At 29.7% G+C, this 18,285-nt stretch carries 20 protein-coding genes; 12 read left to right on the forward strand and 8 right to left on the reverse strand.

The annotated features are described in order from the left end of the window. Positions 1 to 310: 310 nt before the first annotated feature. Both B4G36_RS06505 and B4G36_RS06510 read right to left on the reverse strand, forming a co-directional pair. A complete protein-coding gene (locus tag B4G36_RS06505) occupies positions 311 to 700 on the reverse strand; it encodes a hypothetical protein (protein WP_291062848.1) in 390 nt (129 codons plus the stop codon). Positions 701 to 734: 34 nt separating this feature from the next. Further along, positions 735 to 989, reverse strand: a complete 255-nt coding sequence (locus B4G36_RS06510) for a hypothetical protein (RefSeq protein ID WP_291062849.1) — start codon at positions 987 to 989, stop codon at positions 735 to 737. A 120-nt stretch (positions 990 to 1,109) separates the two neighbouring features. On the opposite strand from B4G36_RS06510, the gene ligA reads away from it, so the two are divergent. Together ligA and B4G36_RS06520 are read left to right on the forward strand one after the other, a co-directional pair. After that, positions 1,110 to 3,104 carry an NAD-dependent DNA ligase LigA gene (ligA, locus tag B4G36_RS06515; RefSeq protein WP_291062850.1) on the forward strand — a complete coding sequence of 665 codons (1,995 nt, stop codon included), beginning with the start codon at positions 1,110 to 1,112 and terminating at the stop codon, positions 3,102 to 3,104. Then, the gene (locus B4G36_RS06520) at positions 3,104 to 3,661 is read left to right on the forward strand and encodes a hypothetical protein (protein ID WP_291062851.1); all 558 of its coding nucleotides are present in this window, start codon (positions 3,104 to 3,106) and stop codon (positions 3,659 to 3,661) included. The genes ligA and B4G36_RS06520 overlap by 1 nt, the downstream gene beginning before the upstream one ends. 31 nt (positions 3,662 to 3,692) lie before the next feature. Here B4G36_RS06520 and B4G36_RS06525 read toward each other — a convergent pair whose 3' ends face one another. Together B4G36_RS06525 and B4G36_RS06530 are read right to left on the reverse strand one after the other, a co-directional pair. Further along, the gene (locus B4G36_RS06525; RefSeq protein WP_291062852.1) at positions 3,693 to 4,325 is read right to left on the reverse strand and encodes a hypothetical protein; all 633 of its coding nucleotides are present in this window, start codon (positions 4,323 to 4,325) and stop codon (positions 3,693 to 3,695) included. Positions 4,326 to 4,580: 255 nt separating this feature from the next. Then, positions 4,581 to 4,904: a hypothetical protein gene (locus tag B4G36_RS06530; protein WP_221854492.1), complete on the reverse strand. Its 324-nt coding sequence runs from the start codon at positions 4,902 to 4,904 to the stop codon at positions 4,581 to 4,583. 70 nt (positions 4,905 to 4,974) lie between these two features. Between B4G36_RS06530 and B4G36_RS06535 the strand changes: the two genes are divergently transcribed. The 4 genes from B4G36_RS06535 to hemL all read left to right on the forward strand — a co-directional run bounded on the left by B4G36_RS06535 (position 4,975) and on the right by hemL (position 11,013). Further along, positions 4,975 to 5,352: a VOC family protein gene (locus B4G36_RS06535; protein WP_291062853.1), complete on the forward strand. Its 378-nt coding sequence runs from the start codon at positions 4,975 to 4,977 to the stop codon at positions 5,350 to 5,352. 25 nt (positions 5,353 to 5,377) lie between these two features. Then, complete coding sequence (locus tag B4G36_RS06540; protein ID WP_291062854.1) at positions 5,378 to 6,169, forward strand: DUF4846 domain-containing protein; 792 nt, start codon at positions 5,378 to 5,380, stop codon at positions 6,167 to 6,169. 51 nt (positions 6,170 to 6,220) lie between these two features. Next, positions 6,221 to 9,667, forward strand: a complete 3,447-nt coding sequence (locus tag B4G36_RS06545; protein ID WP_291062855.1) for an ATP-dependent helicase — start codon at positions 6,221 to 6,223, stop codon at positions 9,665 to 9,667. Positions 9,668 to 9,729: 62 nt separating this feature from the next. Next, on the forward strand, positions 9,730 to 11,013 hold the full coding sequence (gene hemL, locus B4G36_RS06550; protein WP_115000606.1) for a glutamate-1-semialdehyde 2,1-aminomutase: 1,284 nt from the start codon (positions 9,730 to 9,732) through the stop codon (positions 11,011 to 11,013). 56 nt (positions 11,014 to 11,069) lie between these two features. Here hemL and B4G36_RS06555 read toward each other — a convergent pair whose 3' ends face one another. After that, complete coding sequence (locus tag B4G36_RS06555; RefSeq protein WP_291062856.1) at positions 11,070 to 11,225, reverse strand: hypothetical protein; 156 nt, start codon at positions 11,223 to 11,225, stop codon at positions 11,070 to 11,072. A 28-nt stretch (positions 11,226 to 11,253) separates the two neighbouring features. On the opposite strand from B4G36_RS06555, the gene B4G36_RS06560 reads away from it, so the two are divergent. After that, a complete protein-coding gene (locus B4G36_RS06560; protein ID WP_280035642.1) occupies positions 11,254 to 11,865 on the forward strand; it encodes a hypothetical protein in 612 nt (203 codons plus the stop codon). A 31-nt stretch (positions 11,866 to 11,896) separates the two neighbouring features. On the opposite strand, the gene B4G36_RS06565 is transcribed toward B4G36_RS06560, so the two are convergent. Next, positions 11,897 to 12,211 (reverse strand): DUF4286 family protein, encoded by a 315-nt coding sequence (locus B4G36_RS06565; RefSeq protein WP_125349519.1) that lies wholly within the window; start codon positions 12,209 to 12,211, stop codon positions 11,897 to 11,899. A gap of 111 nt (positions 12,212 to 12,322) precedes the next feature. On the opposite strand from B4G36_RS06565, the gene B4G36_RS06570 reads away from it, so the two are divergent. Both B4G36_RS06570 and B4G36_RS06575 read left to right on the forward strand, forming a co-directional pair. Then, positions 12,323 to 13,705, forward strand: a complete 1,383-nt coding sequence (locus B4G36_RS06570) for a dipeptidase (protein WP_038334410.1) — start codon at positions 12,323 to 12,325, stop codon at positions 13,703 to 13,705. A 96-nt stretch (positions 13,706 to 13,801) separates the two neighbouring features. Then, positions 13,802 to 14,953 (forward strand): FAD-dependent monooxygenase, encoded by a 1,152-nt coding sequence (locus B4G36_RS06575; RefSeq protein WP_291062857.1) that lies wholly within the window; start codon positions 13,802 to 13,804, stop codon positions 14,951 to 14,953. On the opposite strand, the gene B4G36_RS06580 is transcribed toward B4G36_RS06575, so the two are convergent. Together B4G36_RS06580 and B4G36_RS06585 are read right to left on the reverse strand one after the other, a co-directional pair. Further along, complete coding sequence (locus B4G36_RS06580) at positions 14,940 to 15,434, reverse strand: hypothetical protein (RefSeq protein WP_286494861.1); 495 nt, start codon at positions 15,432 to 15,434, stop codon at positions 14,940 to 14,942. The genes B4G36_RS06575 and B4G36_RS06580 overlap by 14 nt on opposite strands. Before the next feature lie 6 nt (positions 15,435 to 15,440). Further along, complete coding sequence (locus B4G36_RS06585; protein WP_291062858.1) at positions 15,441 to 15,743, reverse strand: hypothetical protein; 303 nt, start codon at positions 15,741 to 15,743, stop codon at positions 15,441 to 15,443. A gap of 168 nt (positions 15,744 to 15,911) precedes the next feature. Between B4G36_RS06585 and B4G36_RS06590 the strand changes: the two genes are divergently transcribed. The 3 genes from B4G36_RS06590 to B4G36_RS06600 all read left to right on the forward strand — a co-directional run bounded on the left by B4G36_RS06590 (position 15,912) and on the right by B4G36_RS06600 (position 18,218). After that, positions 15,912 to 16,751, forward strand: coding sequence for an aldo/keto reductase (locus B4G36_RS06590; protein ID WP_291062859.1), 840 nt, complete (start codon positions 15,912 to 15,914; stop codon positions 16,749 to 16,751). Positions 16,752 to 16,872: 121 nt separating this feature from the next. Beyond that, positions 16,873 to 17,967 carry a hypothetical protein gene (locus B4G36_RS06595; protein WP_291062860.1) on the forward strand — a complete coding sequence of 365 codons (1,095 nt, stop codon included), beginning with the start codon at positions 16,873 to 16,875 and terminating at the stop codon, positions 17,965 to 17,967. Further along, the gene (locus B4G36_RS06600; protein ID WP_291062861.1) at positions 17,955 to 18,218 is read left to right on the forward strand and encodes a hypothetical protein; all 264 of its coding nucleotides are present in this window, start codon (positions 17,955 to 17,957) and stop codon (positions 18,216 to 18,218) included. The genes B4G36_RS06595 and B4G36_RS06600 overlap by 13 nt, the downstream gene beginning before the upstream one ends. Positions 18,219 to 18,285: the final 67 nt, after the last annotated feature.

Consider the following 18,285-nt stretch of genomic DNA (forward strand, 5'->3'; position numbering starts at 1 on the left):
ACAACTTTTATATACAATCTAATACAAATGCACTACCGGTATATAATACAATATAAGATCAATAAATTATACAAGCATATTTTATTTATACTTAAATTATCTTCGAAAACGAATTATCATATTCGTAAAATAGAAGAAAATCAGTCCAAATTAGCGTTAAATAAAGGTTTTCATAGAGTATGGATTGCTAATTAATTCGGAAATCAATATAATTATTAAGATAAAAACATTTAAAATGTCTTAAAAATAAATTATATCTAATCATCTTCGAGAACGAATTATGAATATCACAAAACGAAAAAGTCAAACTTTACAAAGTTTGACTTTTTAATTTATATTTTTTGTAATGATAAATTAGGACAAAAATGGATGAAAATAACCAAATCCAATAACCAAAAAGTGGTAAATCATATTCATGTATTTGTAAAATATCTAATCTTGTCAAATGATTAACTCCATATAATGAAATCTGTATAATGGCAATAATACTTAATATTAATCCTACTTTTTTCTTATAAAAAATCCAAGAAAACAATAATGTAAAGTTTCCTAACCAACAGATAAAATCAATTGGTAACTCTGATATCGTTATATATCCTAATATTAGATATGCTATTCCTAAATATTCTGCTTTAGACTCTCCAGAATAATATTCAATAAAATCAATACTTAATAAGTGAACAGGCAAAATTAAACTCACCAAATAAGTTAAAATACTTACAAATAAAAACAGATTATTTTTCCAATTTAGCTTCAAACTCTTCTATTTGCTTTTCCAATTTTTTATTCTCTTTTTCCAATTTTTTTTGAGGACTAAACATTGCATAAACCAGCAAGCCTACTCCTACTCCAACAACAGCTCCAATTTTTTCGTTCTTATTAATTGCTTTCGAAATTGCAATTCCTGCTGCTGCTCCAGTTGTTACGATAGAAACTGTATTTTCAAAACCTTTTGATTTTGTGTCCAAAACTTCTAATAAATTATTCATAGTTGATTATTTTTCAGTAAACGTTGCAATAAATATTCCTAAATATAAATCATTCCAAATTATTTTAAAAATTGTTCGTATTAATTCAAGTGTTTATCTTTGTTCGGTAACATTTTTAGAATGGAAATACAAGACAAAATTTTAGCACTTCGAGAAGAGCTTACTCAACATAATTACAATTATTACGTTTTAGACAATCCGACAATTTCTGATTTCGAATTTGATTTGAAATTGAAAGAATTGAAACGATTAGAAGACGAAAACCCTATTTTTTTTGATATAAACTCCCCTACTCAACGTGTTGGAGGAATGGTTACAAAGAATTTTCCGACGATTACGCACGAATTCAGAATGTATTCGTTAGACAATTCATATTCAATTGAAGATTTACAAGATTGGGAAAAACGAATTGAGAAAACGTTAGGTGAAAAAGTAGAATTTGTTTGCGAATTGAAATATGATGGCGCTTCGATTTCTATTTTGTATGAAAATGGAGAATTGACGCAGGCTGTAACGCGTGGAGATGGAACACAAGGTGATGAAATCACGAATAATATACGTACTATACAATCTGTTCCATTGAAATTGAAAGGAAATTATCCTGAACGTTTTTATATGCGTGGCGAAATTACAATTCCGCTCAATAAATTCGCTTCAATTAATGAAGAACGTGCTAATAATGGTTTAGAATTGTATGCAAATCCTCGAAATACCGCTTCTGGATCATTAAAATTACAAGATAATACAGAAGTTGCGAAACGCGGTTTACAATGTTTCCCATATTATTTTATCGGAAATAATTTACCTTATTCTACACAATGGGAAATGCTACAAGCCGCTGATGAATTAGGTTTTAAGATTCCGCATACATCAAAATTATGTACTTCTTTGGAAGAAGTTTTAGCTTTTTTAGATCATTGGGATATCGAACGTAAAAATTTACCTTACGAAACGGACGGAATTGTGATCAAAGTAAATTCTTTTTCGCAACAAGATGAATTAGGTTATACTGCGAAATCTCCACGTTGGGCAATGGCGTATAAATTTAAAGCTGAAGCTGCCGAAACCGAATTATTGAGCATCGATTATCAAGTTGGTCGTACTGGAGCGATTACGCCTGTTGCAAATCTTGCACCTATTTCTTTGGCTGGAACAATCGTAAAACGTGCTTCTGTCCACAACGAAGATATTATTAAAAAGTTGGATATCCGCATTGGTGATATGGTTTATGTGGAAAAAGGCGGCGAAATTATTCCGAAAATTGTTGGTGTTAATACTGATGTTCGCAAACCTGGAACGGAAGAAATCGAATTTATTAAAAATTGTCCTTCTTGCGGAACAGAATTAATTCGTAACGATGGCGAAGCACAGCATTATTGTCCAAATGAAAATGGTTGCGAACCTCAAATAATTGGAAAATTAGAGCATTTTGTTTCTCGAAAAGCAATGGATATTGAAAGTATTGGTGGTGAAACAGCTGTTTTGCTACACAAAGCAAATTTGCTTAATAACATTGCTGATTTTTATACTTTACAAAAAGAAGATATTTTGCCTTTGGAAAGAATGGCTGAAAAATCTGCTCAAAATATTATTAATTCTGTCGAAAAATCTAAAGAGCAACCTTTCGAAAAGGTGTTGTACGCAATTGGAATTCGTCATGTAGGTGAAACGGTTGCAAAAAAATTGGTTAAACATTTTCAAAATATTGATCGTTTGATGAATGCAACAATGGAAGAATTAGTTTCTGTAACGGATGTTGGAGAAAAAATTGCAATTTCGATTAAGGAATATTTTAAAGAAGAACAACATCAGATTTTGATTCAACGTTTACGTGATTATGGATTGAATTTCGAGATTGGTGAAGAAGCAAAACCTTTGTCAGATTCTTTGGAAGGTAAAACGTTTTTGTTTACAGGAACTTTGACTAAATTCAATCGTACTGATGCACAAAAAATGGTGGAAGATCATGGCGGGAAAAATATTTCTGCAGTTTCTAAAAACTTAAATTTCTTGGTTGCTGGCGATAAAGCTGGAAGTAAATTGAAAAAAGCAGAAGAAATTGGAACAGTTGTCGTGTTGACGGAAGACGAATTTTTAAATATGATTAACGGCTAATGGAATCAGGATTAATTGCTGTCATTATATTCGGAATTGTATTATTGATTTTGATTCCATTTATCTATTATGGATTACGAATGGCTGGCTACAACAAAGCTGCAATGATAGTTTCGCTTACGATATTTTTTATTGTGATGATTCCAATGGTAAAATATGGTTATAGAAGTCAAATGTATTCTAATGATGATTTGAAAACTGATTTACATCAAGCTGGAATTGGGTTTAAAGGAAATTTAAAAATTGTTTCGACTGACATTTCTGGAATTAAAAACATGAAACAAGAAACAGTTTTGATTATGGATTCTGCCGATGTCAATACAATTATTAATCGAATAGAAACTGATTCTCGCTTCAAAATTTCTCCAGAAATGTTGAGTTTGAAAGAAGAATTAGGCTCGAATGCAAAACATAAAACCAATAGAAATTATCGTTTCAAAGATAATTTTATTTTAGAAACTTACGGAATGTCTGATGATTACACGATTCGATATTCGGAACTGAAATTTAGAAAAGGAAATGACACGGTTTTCTTCAAAAAAGAAGAAGTGTATTAAAAAGATAAAATCCGTCAATTGACGGATTTTTTTATTCAAGATTATTTATTTTTGAGATATTAAAACTATGACTTTTTGAATTTTCAATTTTCCTTTTAATAATAGTGGAATCTACTTTCAATGTGTCAAAATTGAATGTTCGAGGTTCTAAATAATATAATTCTAAAATAGAATCTTTTCTATTTATTGTTCCAAATTTATATTGTTTATTAGTTATAGTATCAAAATATATTGTATCGTTTTTCAAATAATATTTACCAACTTCTCGTGAAGGGAAAAAACAAAACGAATTTACAATATAAATACTATCTGATTTAAAATGATAGCTGATACCGCAACTTGCTGTTCCTTCACTAAAAGCAAATAATTTATCCTTACCATAAATTGTATTATCAGTAATTATTCCTGATGGATATAGAAAAACTAAAGTCAAAACAATAATGCTAATAAAGACAGGTATTCCTTTTTTGAAATTTCTTTCATCATCAAAATATTTATATAACTTTAGTATTGTAGAAATAATTAATCCTATGAATAAAATAAGTTCTATTAAATATAAAACAATCGCGAAAATTCCAGTTTCATGAATCCAAAAATGTTGTGTATTAATTAATAGAAACAATAACACTAAAGAACAAAAATGAAATGGATATAGTTTGAACATAAAACAAGTTAATCAAATTGTAATATAGCTATTATAAATCATTTATTTATAATTATTTTCCATCTTAATTAATTCATCAAATTCAACTAAAGTATTTTCACTTTCAGTCTTATAATTTTTAGATTTTCCTATAAAATGAATCAATTTTCTATCTTCAAAATAATAACGAAATTCTTCAATTTTCGATTTTTTATCATCAAATCCTTTCCAATATAAAGGAAAATTATAAGTTGTATCTTGTTCAAAAACAAAAGACTATTTATCATTTAACAAATAATATTCGGCTAAATATTGACCTGATTCTCCAAATTTTCGAACCACAATTTTTTCTAATTTATCGTTCAAAAAATAATAATTAATAAAACCACCTTCGGTAGAATCATCAGTTTCAATTTCTTTTATTTTTGTCCAAATTTTAATCGAATTAATTCGATTAAAATTTGATTTAATTGGATCTAATTTATTTTTAAAATCTTTTGAAATAATAACTTCAGAACTTTTAGAATCTTTTTGTTTTTGAGCAAATACATTAAATAAACTAAAAATAATAAACGAAATTAATAAAAGAGTTTTCTTCATTATACTAAAATTATTTCCATAAAATTCAATAAAATATACTAATTTTCAATCAATAATAATAGTGAATTTTATGCAATTTAGAGTCGCTCGTCATACCAATCAAATCAACGAAATAAAAAAATTCTATACTAAAGTTTTAAATTTTGAAATCCTTGGAGAGTTTCAAAATCATAATGGATATGATGGTATTTTTATTGGAAAACCAGATTTAGACTGGCATCTAGAATTTACAACAACTCACGAAGATGTCGATCATCACTTTGATGAAGACGATTGTTTGGTATTTTATCCAACAACGCAACAAAAATATAACAAACTCATTGAGCGTTTAGAAATTCATCATATCAAACCAATAAAATCGAAAAATCCGTATTGGAATGAAAATGGAATTTCTTTCTTAGATCCTGATGGATTTGTTGTCATTGTTTCACCTTTGAGAATTAAATAATTTGAAAAAATACATCTGCTTCATATTGCCATTTTTCATCTTTAGTTGCAAAAATGAAAATTCTACGAATTCTAAAACTCATAATGATTCAAATCCAAAAATTATTGAGAAAGAAAGCTTTATAAACGAAAAAGAAGATAAAATAATTCATCGATATTCCGTACCGAAAGGTTTTCAAAGAGAAAATTATAGTCAAAATGAATTTGGTTATTATCTACAACATCTGAAATTGAAAGACTTTGGAACACTTGTGAAATATTATAATGGAAAAGAAAAACCTGTAAATAATGTATACAATGCAGTGATTGATTTACCAATTGGAAACAAAGATTTACATCAATGTGCAGATGCAACAATGCGTTTGAGAGCCGATTATCTCTACCAACAAAAGCGTTATGATGAAATCTCTTTCAACTTTCTATCGGACGGAAAACCACGCAAATTTACAGATTTTGCAAATGGAGATTATTCACCAGAAAATTATTGGAAGTATTTGGAATATGTTTTCAGTTATGCGAATACAGCTTCTCTAAAAAATCAATTAGAGTCGGTAAAATATAATCAAGTAAAAATTGGAGATATTCTTTTACAACAAGGAAATCCTTATGGACATGCTGTTATGGTAGTTGATTTAGCAAAAAATGAACAAGGCGAAAAAATTGTTTTACTCGCCCAAAGTTATATGCCAGCTCAAGAAATTCAAATTCTTAATAATCCAATGGATAAAAAATTAAATCCTTGGTATAAATTACAACAAGGTAAAATTAAAACTCCAGAATGGTTGTTTACAAGTGATGATTGGAAAACGTGGGATTAAACGTCTTTTTAATACAATATTTAGTCTTAATTTTACACCAAATTAATCGCCGTGAATCGAGAAGAAATAGGAAATCAACTGCTAAATGAAGTTTTACAAATTCAACTTGCCAATAAACCAATCAATTCTAAATATTTAGATTTAAAACGTTTGGTTGAAAATATTGCATTTGAGTTAACAAAAAACGAAGCTTTACAGTTTTCTAACTTTTTCTCGAAGCTATCTTTTATCTGTAATCAATACCAAGTTTCTACTAAAATTCATTCGTTTCGTAAAACTGCTCAACGAATTCTGAGCGAGAAATACGAACCGACAGAACACGAATATTTTACACATTATAAATATATTGCAGATTTTATTTCTTCGATTTATGAAGTAATGATTCCAGCAGAAATTATCTACTATTTTCCTGAAAAAGAATTTTATACAAACAAAATTCTTACTCGAAATCGGGTTAAAAAATTGCGTGTTCAAGTGATTGAAATCAAACGAGATTGTTTGATTTGCGATCATGAAGATAATGAAACAGAAGAAAATATTACAGTTCAAATTGATGAGGATGGCGTAAATGAAAACTTTACTTCTGTTGAGGATTTTTGGGTTGGTGCACAATTAAATTTAGTCAATTCGACGATTGATGAAGAAGGAATTTATCATCCACGTTTTATCATTCTCGAACCAGATTATTTGGTTGATATTTCGGCAATTGCTGAATGTTTTCAGGATTATGGAACTTCTGAATTGCATTATATTCAGAAAAAATTTGAAGAATCGCCAAATAGTAAACACATTCGTTTAGGAAATTTTGCCAATTCAGTAGTCGATCATTTTTCAACAGAAAACATTGAAAACACAGATTTTAATGAGATTTTCAAGAATGATTTCAAAAATTATCCATTAGAATATACGGCTTGCAACGATTTGACGAATCCACAAGACTTGAAAGATTATTATCTGGAAGCAAAAGGTCATTTTGACCGTATTCAAAAAGTGTTGACCGAGGATTTTCCTCAATATGATATTTCGTTGGATCGTGCATTAATAGAGCCTTCATTTTTGTGCGAACAATATGGTATTCAGGGTCGTTTAGATTTATTAGACATTAATCCCGAAGGAAAAAATAAAATTATCGAGCTGAAATCTGGTGGTGCACCTTTTCCTGATGATGGAAAAAGTGTCAAGCCAAATCATGCGACGCAGCTCTTTTTATATTACCAAATTATTGGTGTTTTATATGATTTAGAGTTTAAAGATGTCACAAAAAACACCGAAGGTTATATCTTCTATTCGAAAGTATATCAAGGAAATTTACGTTTTGATGTGCCAACTTTAGCGCGAGTTCAACGTATTTTTGATTTACGAAATCGAATAATTATCAATGAAAATCGGTTAGCAAATCATGCATTAACCGATATTGAATCAACTATTTATTCGATTAAACCTGCCAATTTTATCAAACGAAAAATTAATCCTCGTTTCAAAGAAATTTTAGAAGAACAGTTGGATAAATTTATCTATCCGATCAAAAATAGTTCACCGTTAGAAAAAGCTTATTTTTATTCTTTTACGAATTTCATTGCGAAAGAGCAATATATGGCGAAACTTGGTTTGGGACAATCAACTTCTAACAACGGTTTGGCGAGTTTGTGGCTGAATACTTTCGAAGAAAAAAATAATAATTTCGAGATTATTTATGATTTAGAAATTGTAGAAAATCATATTTCTGATCCAAAACGTGAAATCAAGTTAAAAAGAACTAATCCTGCGAATGATTTTATTTCGATTCGCGAAGGTGATATTTGCATTCTTTATCCAAGAAATAATTTCAAAGATTCGGTTTTAACAAATCAGGTTTTTAAATGTACCATCAAAAGTATTTCGAGAGAATTTATTGTGTTGCGTTTTCGTTATCAGCAGCCCAACACACGCTTTTTTGATTCGTTTGATTCATCAGGAAAATGGGCTTTGGAACGCGATTTTATGGATTCTTCTTTTGTTTCGATGTACCGAAATCTGTATGGATTAATTCATTCTTCTAAAGCAAAAAAAGATTTGATTTTAACGCAATCTATTCCAAGAAATCAAATGGATTATGCGTATTTTAACTCAAATCTTTCGGATGAACAAAATCGAATTCTGAAAAAAGCACTTTCCGCAAAAGATTATTTCTTGTTGAATGGACCTCCAGGAACAGGAAAAACATCGATTATCATCAAAGAATTGGTGAAAGAAATCTACGAGAAACAAGATTGTAATATTTTGCTCTTGGCCTATACCAATCGCGCGGTTGATGAATTATGTGAATCGATCTATTCGGCTATTTCTGATCAAATTGAACAAAAATTCATCAGAATTGGGAATGAATTATCTACTTCTCCTGAATTTCATCCAAACTTATTGAATAAAATTATTGAGCAAAAAGATGCTGATTTAGAACAAAAAGGAGAAAAATTTTCGAGAAAAACGATTCAAGATATTATTCGTAAACAACGCATTTTTGTTTCGACGGTTGCTTCAATTTCGAGTAAAAATGATATTCTAAAATTAAAGAGATTTGATACAATTATAATTGATGAAGCTTCACAAATTTTAGAACCACAAATTGTTGGAATTCTACCAAAAGCAGAACGTTTTATCATGATTGGTGATCACAAACAATTGCCTGCAATTGTTTTGCAAAATCCTGAATTAGCAAAAACGAACAACGAATTATTAGAAAATATTGGTTTAATCAATCGTAAAAACTCAATTTTCGAACGTTTGTATGAATTTTGTGAACGAAATAATTACGAAAATGCCTTTGATCAATTGACTTATCAAGGAAGAATGCATGCTGAAATTGCAGATTTTCCGAACAATTATTTTTATGATGGAAAATTAAATGTTGCTTATGATATTCCAAATTTGAATGATGAGGTTAAGCAAAGTTTAAATCGTCAACGTGCAGATTTACATTTTGAAAATCAAAGTCAATCAAATGATTTACAAAACTTTATTAAGAATCATCGTTTTGCGTTTATCAATGTGGACGAAAATCCTTATTTGCCTTCAACCAATGTTCAAGAAGCCGATTTGATTGTCAAATTTGTACAAGAAATTATTCATTTATACAAAATCAATCAAAAAGAATTTGATCCGAAGAAAACAATTGGAATTATTGCACCTTTCCGAAATCAAATTGCATTAATTAAACAAAAATTAGAATTAGCAAATATTCCTAATTACGAGCAAATAACGGTTGATACAGTTGAGCGTTATCAAGGAAGTCAGCGTGATATTATTTTGTATAGTTTCGCGGTGACTTATCATTCACAATTGAATGCGTTGGTGAATATGAATGACCAAGGAAATGTTGACCGAAAACTAAATGTGGCGTTAACACGTGCAAAAGAGCAATTATTTTTGATTGGAAATCAAACGATTTTGAAAGAAAATCAATTGATTAAAACATTAATTGAGTATTTAGAAAATAAATCTTCACATAAACTTATAATCTAATCAAAATCACTTCATAATTCATTTAAGATTCAGTAAATTTGTGCAACTATTTTTGTAAAATTATGTTGTATCAAAGAAGTAGCGCATTATTCAAAGACGCGCAAGAATATATTCCAGGAGGTGTAAATTCTCCTGTTCGTGCATTTAAATCTGTTGGAGGAACGCCAATTTTTATCAAAAAAGCCGAAGGTGCTTATATTTATGATGAAGATGGACGTGCTTACGTAGATTACATCAATTCTTGGGGACCAATGATTATTGGACACACAGATCCGCGTGTTTTGAATGCGACTGTTGAGCAGATGAAAAATGGTTTTTCTTTTGGTACACCAACTGAATTGGAAACTGAAATTGCGAAATTAATTACTTCTGTTGTACCAAACATCGATATGGTTCGTATGGTAAACTCTGGTACAGAAGCTTGTATGTCTGCAATTCGTTTAGCAAGAGGTTATACAAATCGTGATAAAATTGTAAAGTTTGAAGGTTGTTACCACGGACATTCAGATTCATTTTTGATTAAAGCTGGTTCTGGTGCTGCAACTTTCGGAAATCCAAATTCGCCAGGTGTAACGCAAGGAACTGCAAAAGATACATTGTTAGCCGAATACAATAATTTGGAAGATGTAAAAGCTTTATTCGAACAAAATAAAGACGAGATTGCTGCTATTATTGTTGAGCCAATTGCAGGAAACATGGGATGTATTGTTCCTGAAAAAGGTTTCTTAGAAGGATTAAGACAAATTTGTGATGAAAATGGAGCTTTATTAATTTTTGATGAAGTAATGACTGGTTTCCGTCAAGCGATGGGTGGTTCTCAAGAACGTTTAAACATTAATGCGGATATCGTAACATTTGGTAAAGTAATTGGTGGTGGTTTTCCAGTAGGAGCTTTTGCTGCTCGTCGCGAAATTATGAATCACCTTGCTCCTCTTGGTCCTGTTTATCAAGCGGGAACTTTATCTGGAAATCCAATTGCGATGCGTGCTGGTATCACAACTTTGAATATTATTAATAATGATAGAGCATTATTTAATCGTATTGATAATGCAACAGAAACTTTAGATAACGAGATTTCTAAAATATTTGCTGAGAAAGGAATTCCTGCACATATTAATCGTTTAGGTTCGATGATGTCTGTGTTCTTTACTGAACAAACAGAAATCAAAAACTTTACAGATGTAACGAAATGTAACCATGAAAGATTCAATAAATTTTTCCATCATTTGTTGACAAACGAAGTTTACATTGCACCTTCAGGATACGAAACTTGGTTTATTTCTGATGCGATTAAAGACGCTGAAATCAATAAAACGTTAGATGCTGTAAGAAGCTTCGAAGGTTAAACATAAACAAAAAATGCAGTAGAAAAACTACTGCATTTTTTTATTCTATTTTGGAACTACATTTTTGCGTCCATCAATTTTTCTGTTTTATCAGGTGATTTGCCCATTTTCATTTTAATAACAAACGCTTTGTTTGAATTATAATTTTTCGGAAGTAAAATATCGTAATAGGTATTTTTATCTAAATCGAAACCAATTCTGAAATAATTCAACTAAAGTCAAAAAACCATAAATCAAAAATTGATAACTAAACAAATCAATGAAATTATTATATTTACTAAAATTCATAATGATATGATTACAAATTACTTTAAACTACTACTTGCATCTAGTATAATTCTTATTAATTTTGGATGTAAAGATGATGATGGTTTTTCGGAAGAAGATGTAGTTGATACTTATAATATTGTATCCTATATAGCTAATATCCCAGTCGATTTAAACAATGATAAAAAAACATCAACTAATTTGATGGATGAAATTGAAATTCTTAATAAACAAGAGAACTTTTTAGAAGTTAGACCTAAAGTAAAAATAATATCCTTTAATTTTCCTCTAACTTTATTAAATTATGATTATCCAAGTATACCAGACGGTTATGCGAATTTTGTAAAATATGGTTTTGCAACATCTACAACATTATCGGATAAAGTAATGGTTATAAAAGATAGTAGTTATACAGAAAGCAACTATACTGGTAACAAGGAAAATAAAAAAAATGTTTCTATTGAAAATTTAAAAATTATAGACAACAACCATCTGTCTACAAATATTACAAAGTCCTATTATGATTTTAGCACCAAACAATGGATTGAATTGAATATTGAAGTTATTTTTCAAAAAAGAATATAAAAAAAGCTCGAGAAAATTCTCGAGCTTTTGTTTAATTATAATCCCCTATATGTTCCATTTCACTTTCGAAACTTAGTACTTTAGTCGCGTATTTTTGCAAACTTTTTTGTTTAATTTCTGATAAAAAATTATTCTTGAATTTATCTAAAGTCAATTCATCATTCACAAATAATTGCAAAGAATAAGAAACCGCCCCAGGTTCTATATGAGAAGTTATTTTTCCTAAACGAGCACCGATAAAACAATTTGATTTCAAATAATCATTAATATGCTCTTTATGAATCCACGCAAACCAATCGTCATGCACTTCTTGTTCAACAATAAAAGTTGTATTATATAATATCATTCTCTAATTTTTTGCAAAGATACAAAGGTTTTCGCATTATATTTTTCTTGAAAAAGAAAGTCTAATCAAGATTTTATTTTTAAATTTACCTATTATTCATAACAAACAAAAATGAACAATACGCAACAATTTATACAAGAGAATAAACAACGTTTTCTTGATGAATTAATCGAATTACTTAAAATTCCTTCAGTTAGTGCTGATCCAGCCTACACACAAGACGTAAATGATGCTGCCGAAATGGTGGCAAAATATTTAAAAGAAGCAGGTGCTGATAATGTTGAAGTATGCGAAACAGAAGGTTTTCCTGTTGTTTACGGAGAAAAAATAGTTGACGCTTCAAAACCTACTGTTTTAGTTTACGGACACTACGATGTACAACCAGCTGATCCTTTAGAATTATGGGAATCTGGACCATACGAACCAGTAATCAAAAAGACAGAAATTCATCCTGACGGAGCAATTTTCGCACGTGGTTCTGCTGATGATAAAGGTCAAATGTTTATGCACGTTAAAGCTTTTGAGGCTTTAAACAAATCAAACGAATTACCTTGTAACGTTAAATTTATGATCGAAGGTGAAGAAGAAGTTGGTTCTCCTTCATTAGTAAATTTCGTTAAAAACAATAAAGAGAAATTAAAAAATGATGTGATTTTGATTTCTGATACTTCTATGATTTCAAACGAACAACCTTCTATTTCAGTTGGTTTACGTGGTTTATCTTATGTAGAAGTTGAGGTAAAAGGAGCTAATCGCGATATGCACTCTGGTGTTTATGGTGGGGCTGTTCCTAATCCGATTAATGTTTTAGCAACAATGATTGGAAAATTAATCAATGAAAAAGGTCACATTACAATTCCAGGTTTCTATGAACCAATTCTTGAATTAACAGAAGATGAAAGAGCTGATTTAGCTAAAATTCCATTTGATGTAGAAGAATACAAGAAATCTATTGGTATTGCTGATATCCAAGGAGAAGAAGGTTTTTCTACAATCGAAAGAGCGTCTATTCGTCCTACGTTAGATGTAAACGGAATTTGGGGAGGATATATTGGCGAAGGTGCTAAAACAGTTATTCCTTCTCATGCGTATGCTAAAATTTCAATGCGATTGGTTCCTGGACAAGATCCAGAAGTTGTAACAAAACAATTTGCAGATTATTTCCCAACTTTAGCGCCTTCTTCTGTAGAAGTTAAAGTAAAACCACATCATGGAGGTAAACCTTATATTTTACCAACAAATCATCCTGGTTTTATCGCTGCTAAAAAAGCGTTAGCTGAAACTTTTGAGAAAGAAGCGTTAGCCGAAAGAGCTGGTGGATCTATTCCAATTGTTGCTTTATTCGAAGAAGAATTAGGAACAAAATCTGTTTTAATGGGATTCGGATTAAACTCTGACGTTATCCACTCTCCAAACGAACATTATGGTTTATTCAATTTCTACAAAGGAATCGAAACTATTCCATATTTCTACAAATATTTTAACGAACAATAATTTTCGACAAAATAACTTCTGAAAAGCGAATCAAATTGATTCGCTTTTCTTTTTGGTTTATAGTAGAATGATTAATTTTGAACTTTATTTTTATCAATGAGTAAAAAATTCTTAATTGCGGGTGCAGGAATTGCGGGTTTAACTTTAGCAAAAGCTTTGCAAGACTTAAATTATGATTACGAAATCTTCGAGGCTTCGTCAGAAGTTCGTGGAATTGGGGCTGGTTTTGGTTTGGCTTCTAATGCAATGAAAGCATTTGAAATTCTAGGTTTAGCAGAAGAAGTTGCTCCTTTGGGGCATATGTTAGAAGATTTTGAAATTCAAGATTGGAAAGAAAAAACGATTCTGAAAGCCGATACAGAACGATTAAGAAAAAATTACAACAACGAAAATTTTGCCATTCATCGTGCAGATTTACATCATTATCTAGTCTCGAAAATTGATTCGAATAAAATTAAAACGTCAAAAAAAATAAAATTCTTTGAACAAAGTTTTGAGAAAGTTGTCCTTCATTTTGAAGATGGAACTTCTACAGAAGGTGATTATTTAATTGGTGCTGATGGGATAAATTCTACAATTCGTCAACAATTGTTAAAACATTCAACACCTCGTTATGCAGGCTATATTTGTTGGCGTGCTATTGTAGAGGATAAATCTTACAATTCAAAAAAGAGCATCGAAACATGGGGACCAAATGGTCGATTTGGTTTGACGCCATTAATCAATCATCAAATTTATTGGTATGCTTGTGTCAATACAAAACTAAATTCTGAAGTTTACAACTACGCTTTAAGTGATATTAAAAATCAGTTCAAAGATTATTCGGGACAAATCAGAAATACTTTACAAAAAACGAATCCAGAAAGCATCATTGCTACGCCAATTATGGATATAAAACCGATTAATAATTATGCATTTAATCGTGTATTGTTAATTGGAGATGCAGCACATGCAACCACACCAAACATGGGGCAAGGCGCATGCATGGCTGTTGAAGATGTTTGTGTTTTGTATGATGAACTAATCAAAAAAGATACTGATATTTTGTTAGCTTTTGAACATTATAATTTACGTCGTTTGAAACGAACACATTATATTATCGATACTTCTCGTTTGGCTGGAAAAGTTGCTCAAGTCGACAATAAATTTTTGATGAATATACGAAATTTTGCTTTCCGAAATTTACCACAATCTTTGATGCAAAGTCCTTTAGAAGACTTGTTGGAAGAAGATTTTATGAGAGTTTAGGATTATGCAAAACGAATTTTGTAGTGTTTCTTAACGTATATTTCTTGTTGACATAAGAAGTTAACAAATCTCCAAAACTCATATCACGAGTTTCTCTTTGATTAGTTGAAAATAATTTCACAATCTTAATCAAATATTTATTTAAGTCAATCAAATCAAAAGTAAATTCTTTTATCAACCAAAATAGAAAATATAACGGAAGAAAAACTATATTTAAGACAACTTGGAATCCATTCGCTAATTCTCCTTCTGACAAAAAATGTTTTGAATAATCAAATTTAGAAAAATCAATATCATATTTTTCTATAAACGCTATCAAAAGTGATTCATTATCTAATCCTGATAAAAATAAATCTTTCTCAATCAGAACATCAACATTTTCAACTTTTTCTTTTGTTGTTTTTTCTAGAAAATTTTTGACTTCTATATACGATTGTCTCAAAGTTGCGAAATCAACATGTAAAATCTGTTTTTCTTCCATAATCCCCTACATCAACAGCACATTATCTTCTAATTCTTGCTTCGAAATCTGAAAATGTTTATCAAATTCTTGTTCAAAAGATTCTAAATCCATTGTAATTTCCCAATCACCAAATTCATTTTCGAACAAATCAGTCATATGTTCTTTTAAATCCTCTAATTTTTGTTGAATAAATTCATTTTGCTGAATATCTTCTGCATCTTTCTTATCTAATACAACTTGTTGATTAATTTTTCTAAGAATCAAAGTATTAATAAATTCTTCATGTGTATTCATAAAATCCTCAATCGTACCTGTAAATTGTGTCATTTTTAATATTTTTTCCTATCACTTTTCGAGAATAAATATAGAACTATTTTATTAACAAACAATTAAATTTAAGATTTCTATAAATGAGTTTTAACATAAGAATTAACGTCTACTAATTATTGAAATTGGTTGTTTTGAGATAAATTTGAATATATAAATATTGAAAAAATGGAAAACTTTAAACTATCAAACGGGATCGAAATTCCTGCAATTGGATTTGGAACATGGTTATTAGAAGGTGAAAAAGTTATAGAACCTCTAAAAATAGGATTAACAAAAGGATATACACATATTGACACGGCAGCAATCTACAAAAATGAAAAAGAAATTGGAACAGTTTTGAAAGCTGAAAATGTAGATCGTAGCAAATTATTCATTACATCTAAATGTTGGAATTCTGAGCGTGGATACGAAAAAGCAATGGCTGCATTTCAGCAAACATTAACGGATTTACAGACAGATTATTTGGATTTATATTTGATTCATTGGCCAGCAAATGAAACGCAATTTCCTGATACTTGGTCAGAATTGAATGCTGGAACTTGGCGAGCTTTTGAGGAAATTTACAAATCTGGAAAAGCAAAAGCGATTGGTGTAAGTAATTTCAATATCAATCATTTGGAAGCTTTATTTGAAACGGCTGAAATCAAACCAATGGTTAATCAAATTGAGATTCATCCAGGACATTCGCAACCAGAATTAGTCGATTTTTGTAGACAAAACGATTTGTTAGTTGAAGCATGGAGTCCACTAGGTTCTGGAAGAATTTTGGAGAACGAATTAATTGTTTCTTTGGCTGATAAATACAATGTTTCAGTTGGTCAGATTTGTATTAATTATTGTTTGGCGAAAGAAATTTTACCACTTCCTCGCTCCACTTCAGAAAAAAATATTGAAGCGAATTTAACTTCAAATAATTTTAAATTGAGTGCAGAAGATGTAAAAGCGATAGATGAAATGCCAGCTGATGGTTTTTCTGGATTGAATCCTTCAATGGTTGAATTTTAATAAGTTAAACAAATTCACTAAAATAAATTTCAAAAACCTCTGCTTTACAGAGGTTTTTTCGTTTTAAATCTTCAAAAAATCAATACTTTTACTTTTTAAATGATAAAAAAAATTATTCGATATGAGCCAAAATCCTGAAAATCCATTCAAAACTTATTTTGATCAAACCCTTGAAAGATGTGGTTTTGATGAAGATTTGAAAGCTGGTATTTTATTTTTTTTAGGTGAAAGTATTATTGCTGCGAACACTAATCAATTGATGAATATGTTTGCGGAAGAAGAAAAGATTCAGCAAGAATTTCATCGTTTGTTTACGTTGTATGCTACGCCAAATGCTGACATCAATCCGTTTGAAGCTTTGGATACAGAACCAATAAAGCAAATTATTTATACTTACAACGAAATTTATGTCAATGTAATTAGAAATAAATCATTTGATTTTGATAAGGTTATCAATTATAATTTAAAGTCAGAGTTTAAGTTAGATTTTATCGAAGAATTTGAAAATAAACAATATAAATTAGTTACAAATCATAATTTAAATACATCATTTTTCAAACAAATTGGAGCGTATCTTAATCAGTTTGAATTGAGTTATGAGGATATTTATTTGGCTGGAATTAATTATTATCAAACGAATCAGAAAGTAGATTTTGAAGGAATAAATGTATTGAATTTAAACATTATTGATAGTTTTTCACCTTTGTACACAACATTGTTTCATTATCCATTATTGTACACATATTATCCAGCGAATCTGAACGCAAATCATTTGTTTAGTTCGATTTTACAGTTTCTTTATTTACATACCAACACGGATATTGCGAAACATATTCACGCTTTTCACAACCATATTTTCTATGAAAATAATCCAAGAAGAGTTCGTAAAGGTTGGGAATTCGAAGAATTGGAACGCGGCGTTTTGATTTCGCAAACTTTTCATAATGCGTTAAATATTCGTAAGTCTCCTATTTTTGGAACTCGTCCAGATTTTTTAGCTTCGAATAATTATTTATTAAATGAATTGAAAGATCAAAATATTCCGTTGGAGAATTTTAAGGCCTTGATGACCAAAACAATTGAAGAATTTTACGAAGCAGATATTGAAGAAGTAGTTGCTGGAAAGCTAAATCATGCTGAATTTTTACAATTATTAGCGATTATTTTCTACGAAACTTCTGCTAATGCAATGATTATTAAATCATGGAAAAACTAACTATTAATCAAGAAAATCGAATCAAATTAGAAGAACATTTTGGCGAAATTTTACCAAGATTGCCTTTTGAAATGGTTTCATTTTATGAATCGAGTAATTCTTGGGAAGGGCAAATTGAATATAATTTGAATTTGAAAACGGGAGAATTGACGTACAATACCATCGAAAATGTAACACATCAAATTGAGATTTCAACTGAAATGATGCAACGCATCGAAAGTGAAATTATCTTGATGTTAGAAAATTTATAAACTAATATTTTAAAATTTTTTCATGATACAAAATTCTTACAGAATTTCACTAGAAATGACGATTTTA

The organism is Empedobacter sp. UBA3239 (assembly GCF_002362875.1).
GTDB lineage: Bacteria > Bacteroidota > Bacteroidia > Flavobacteriales > Weeksellaceae > Empedobacter > Empedobacter falsenii_B.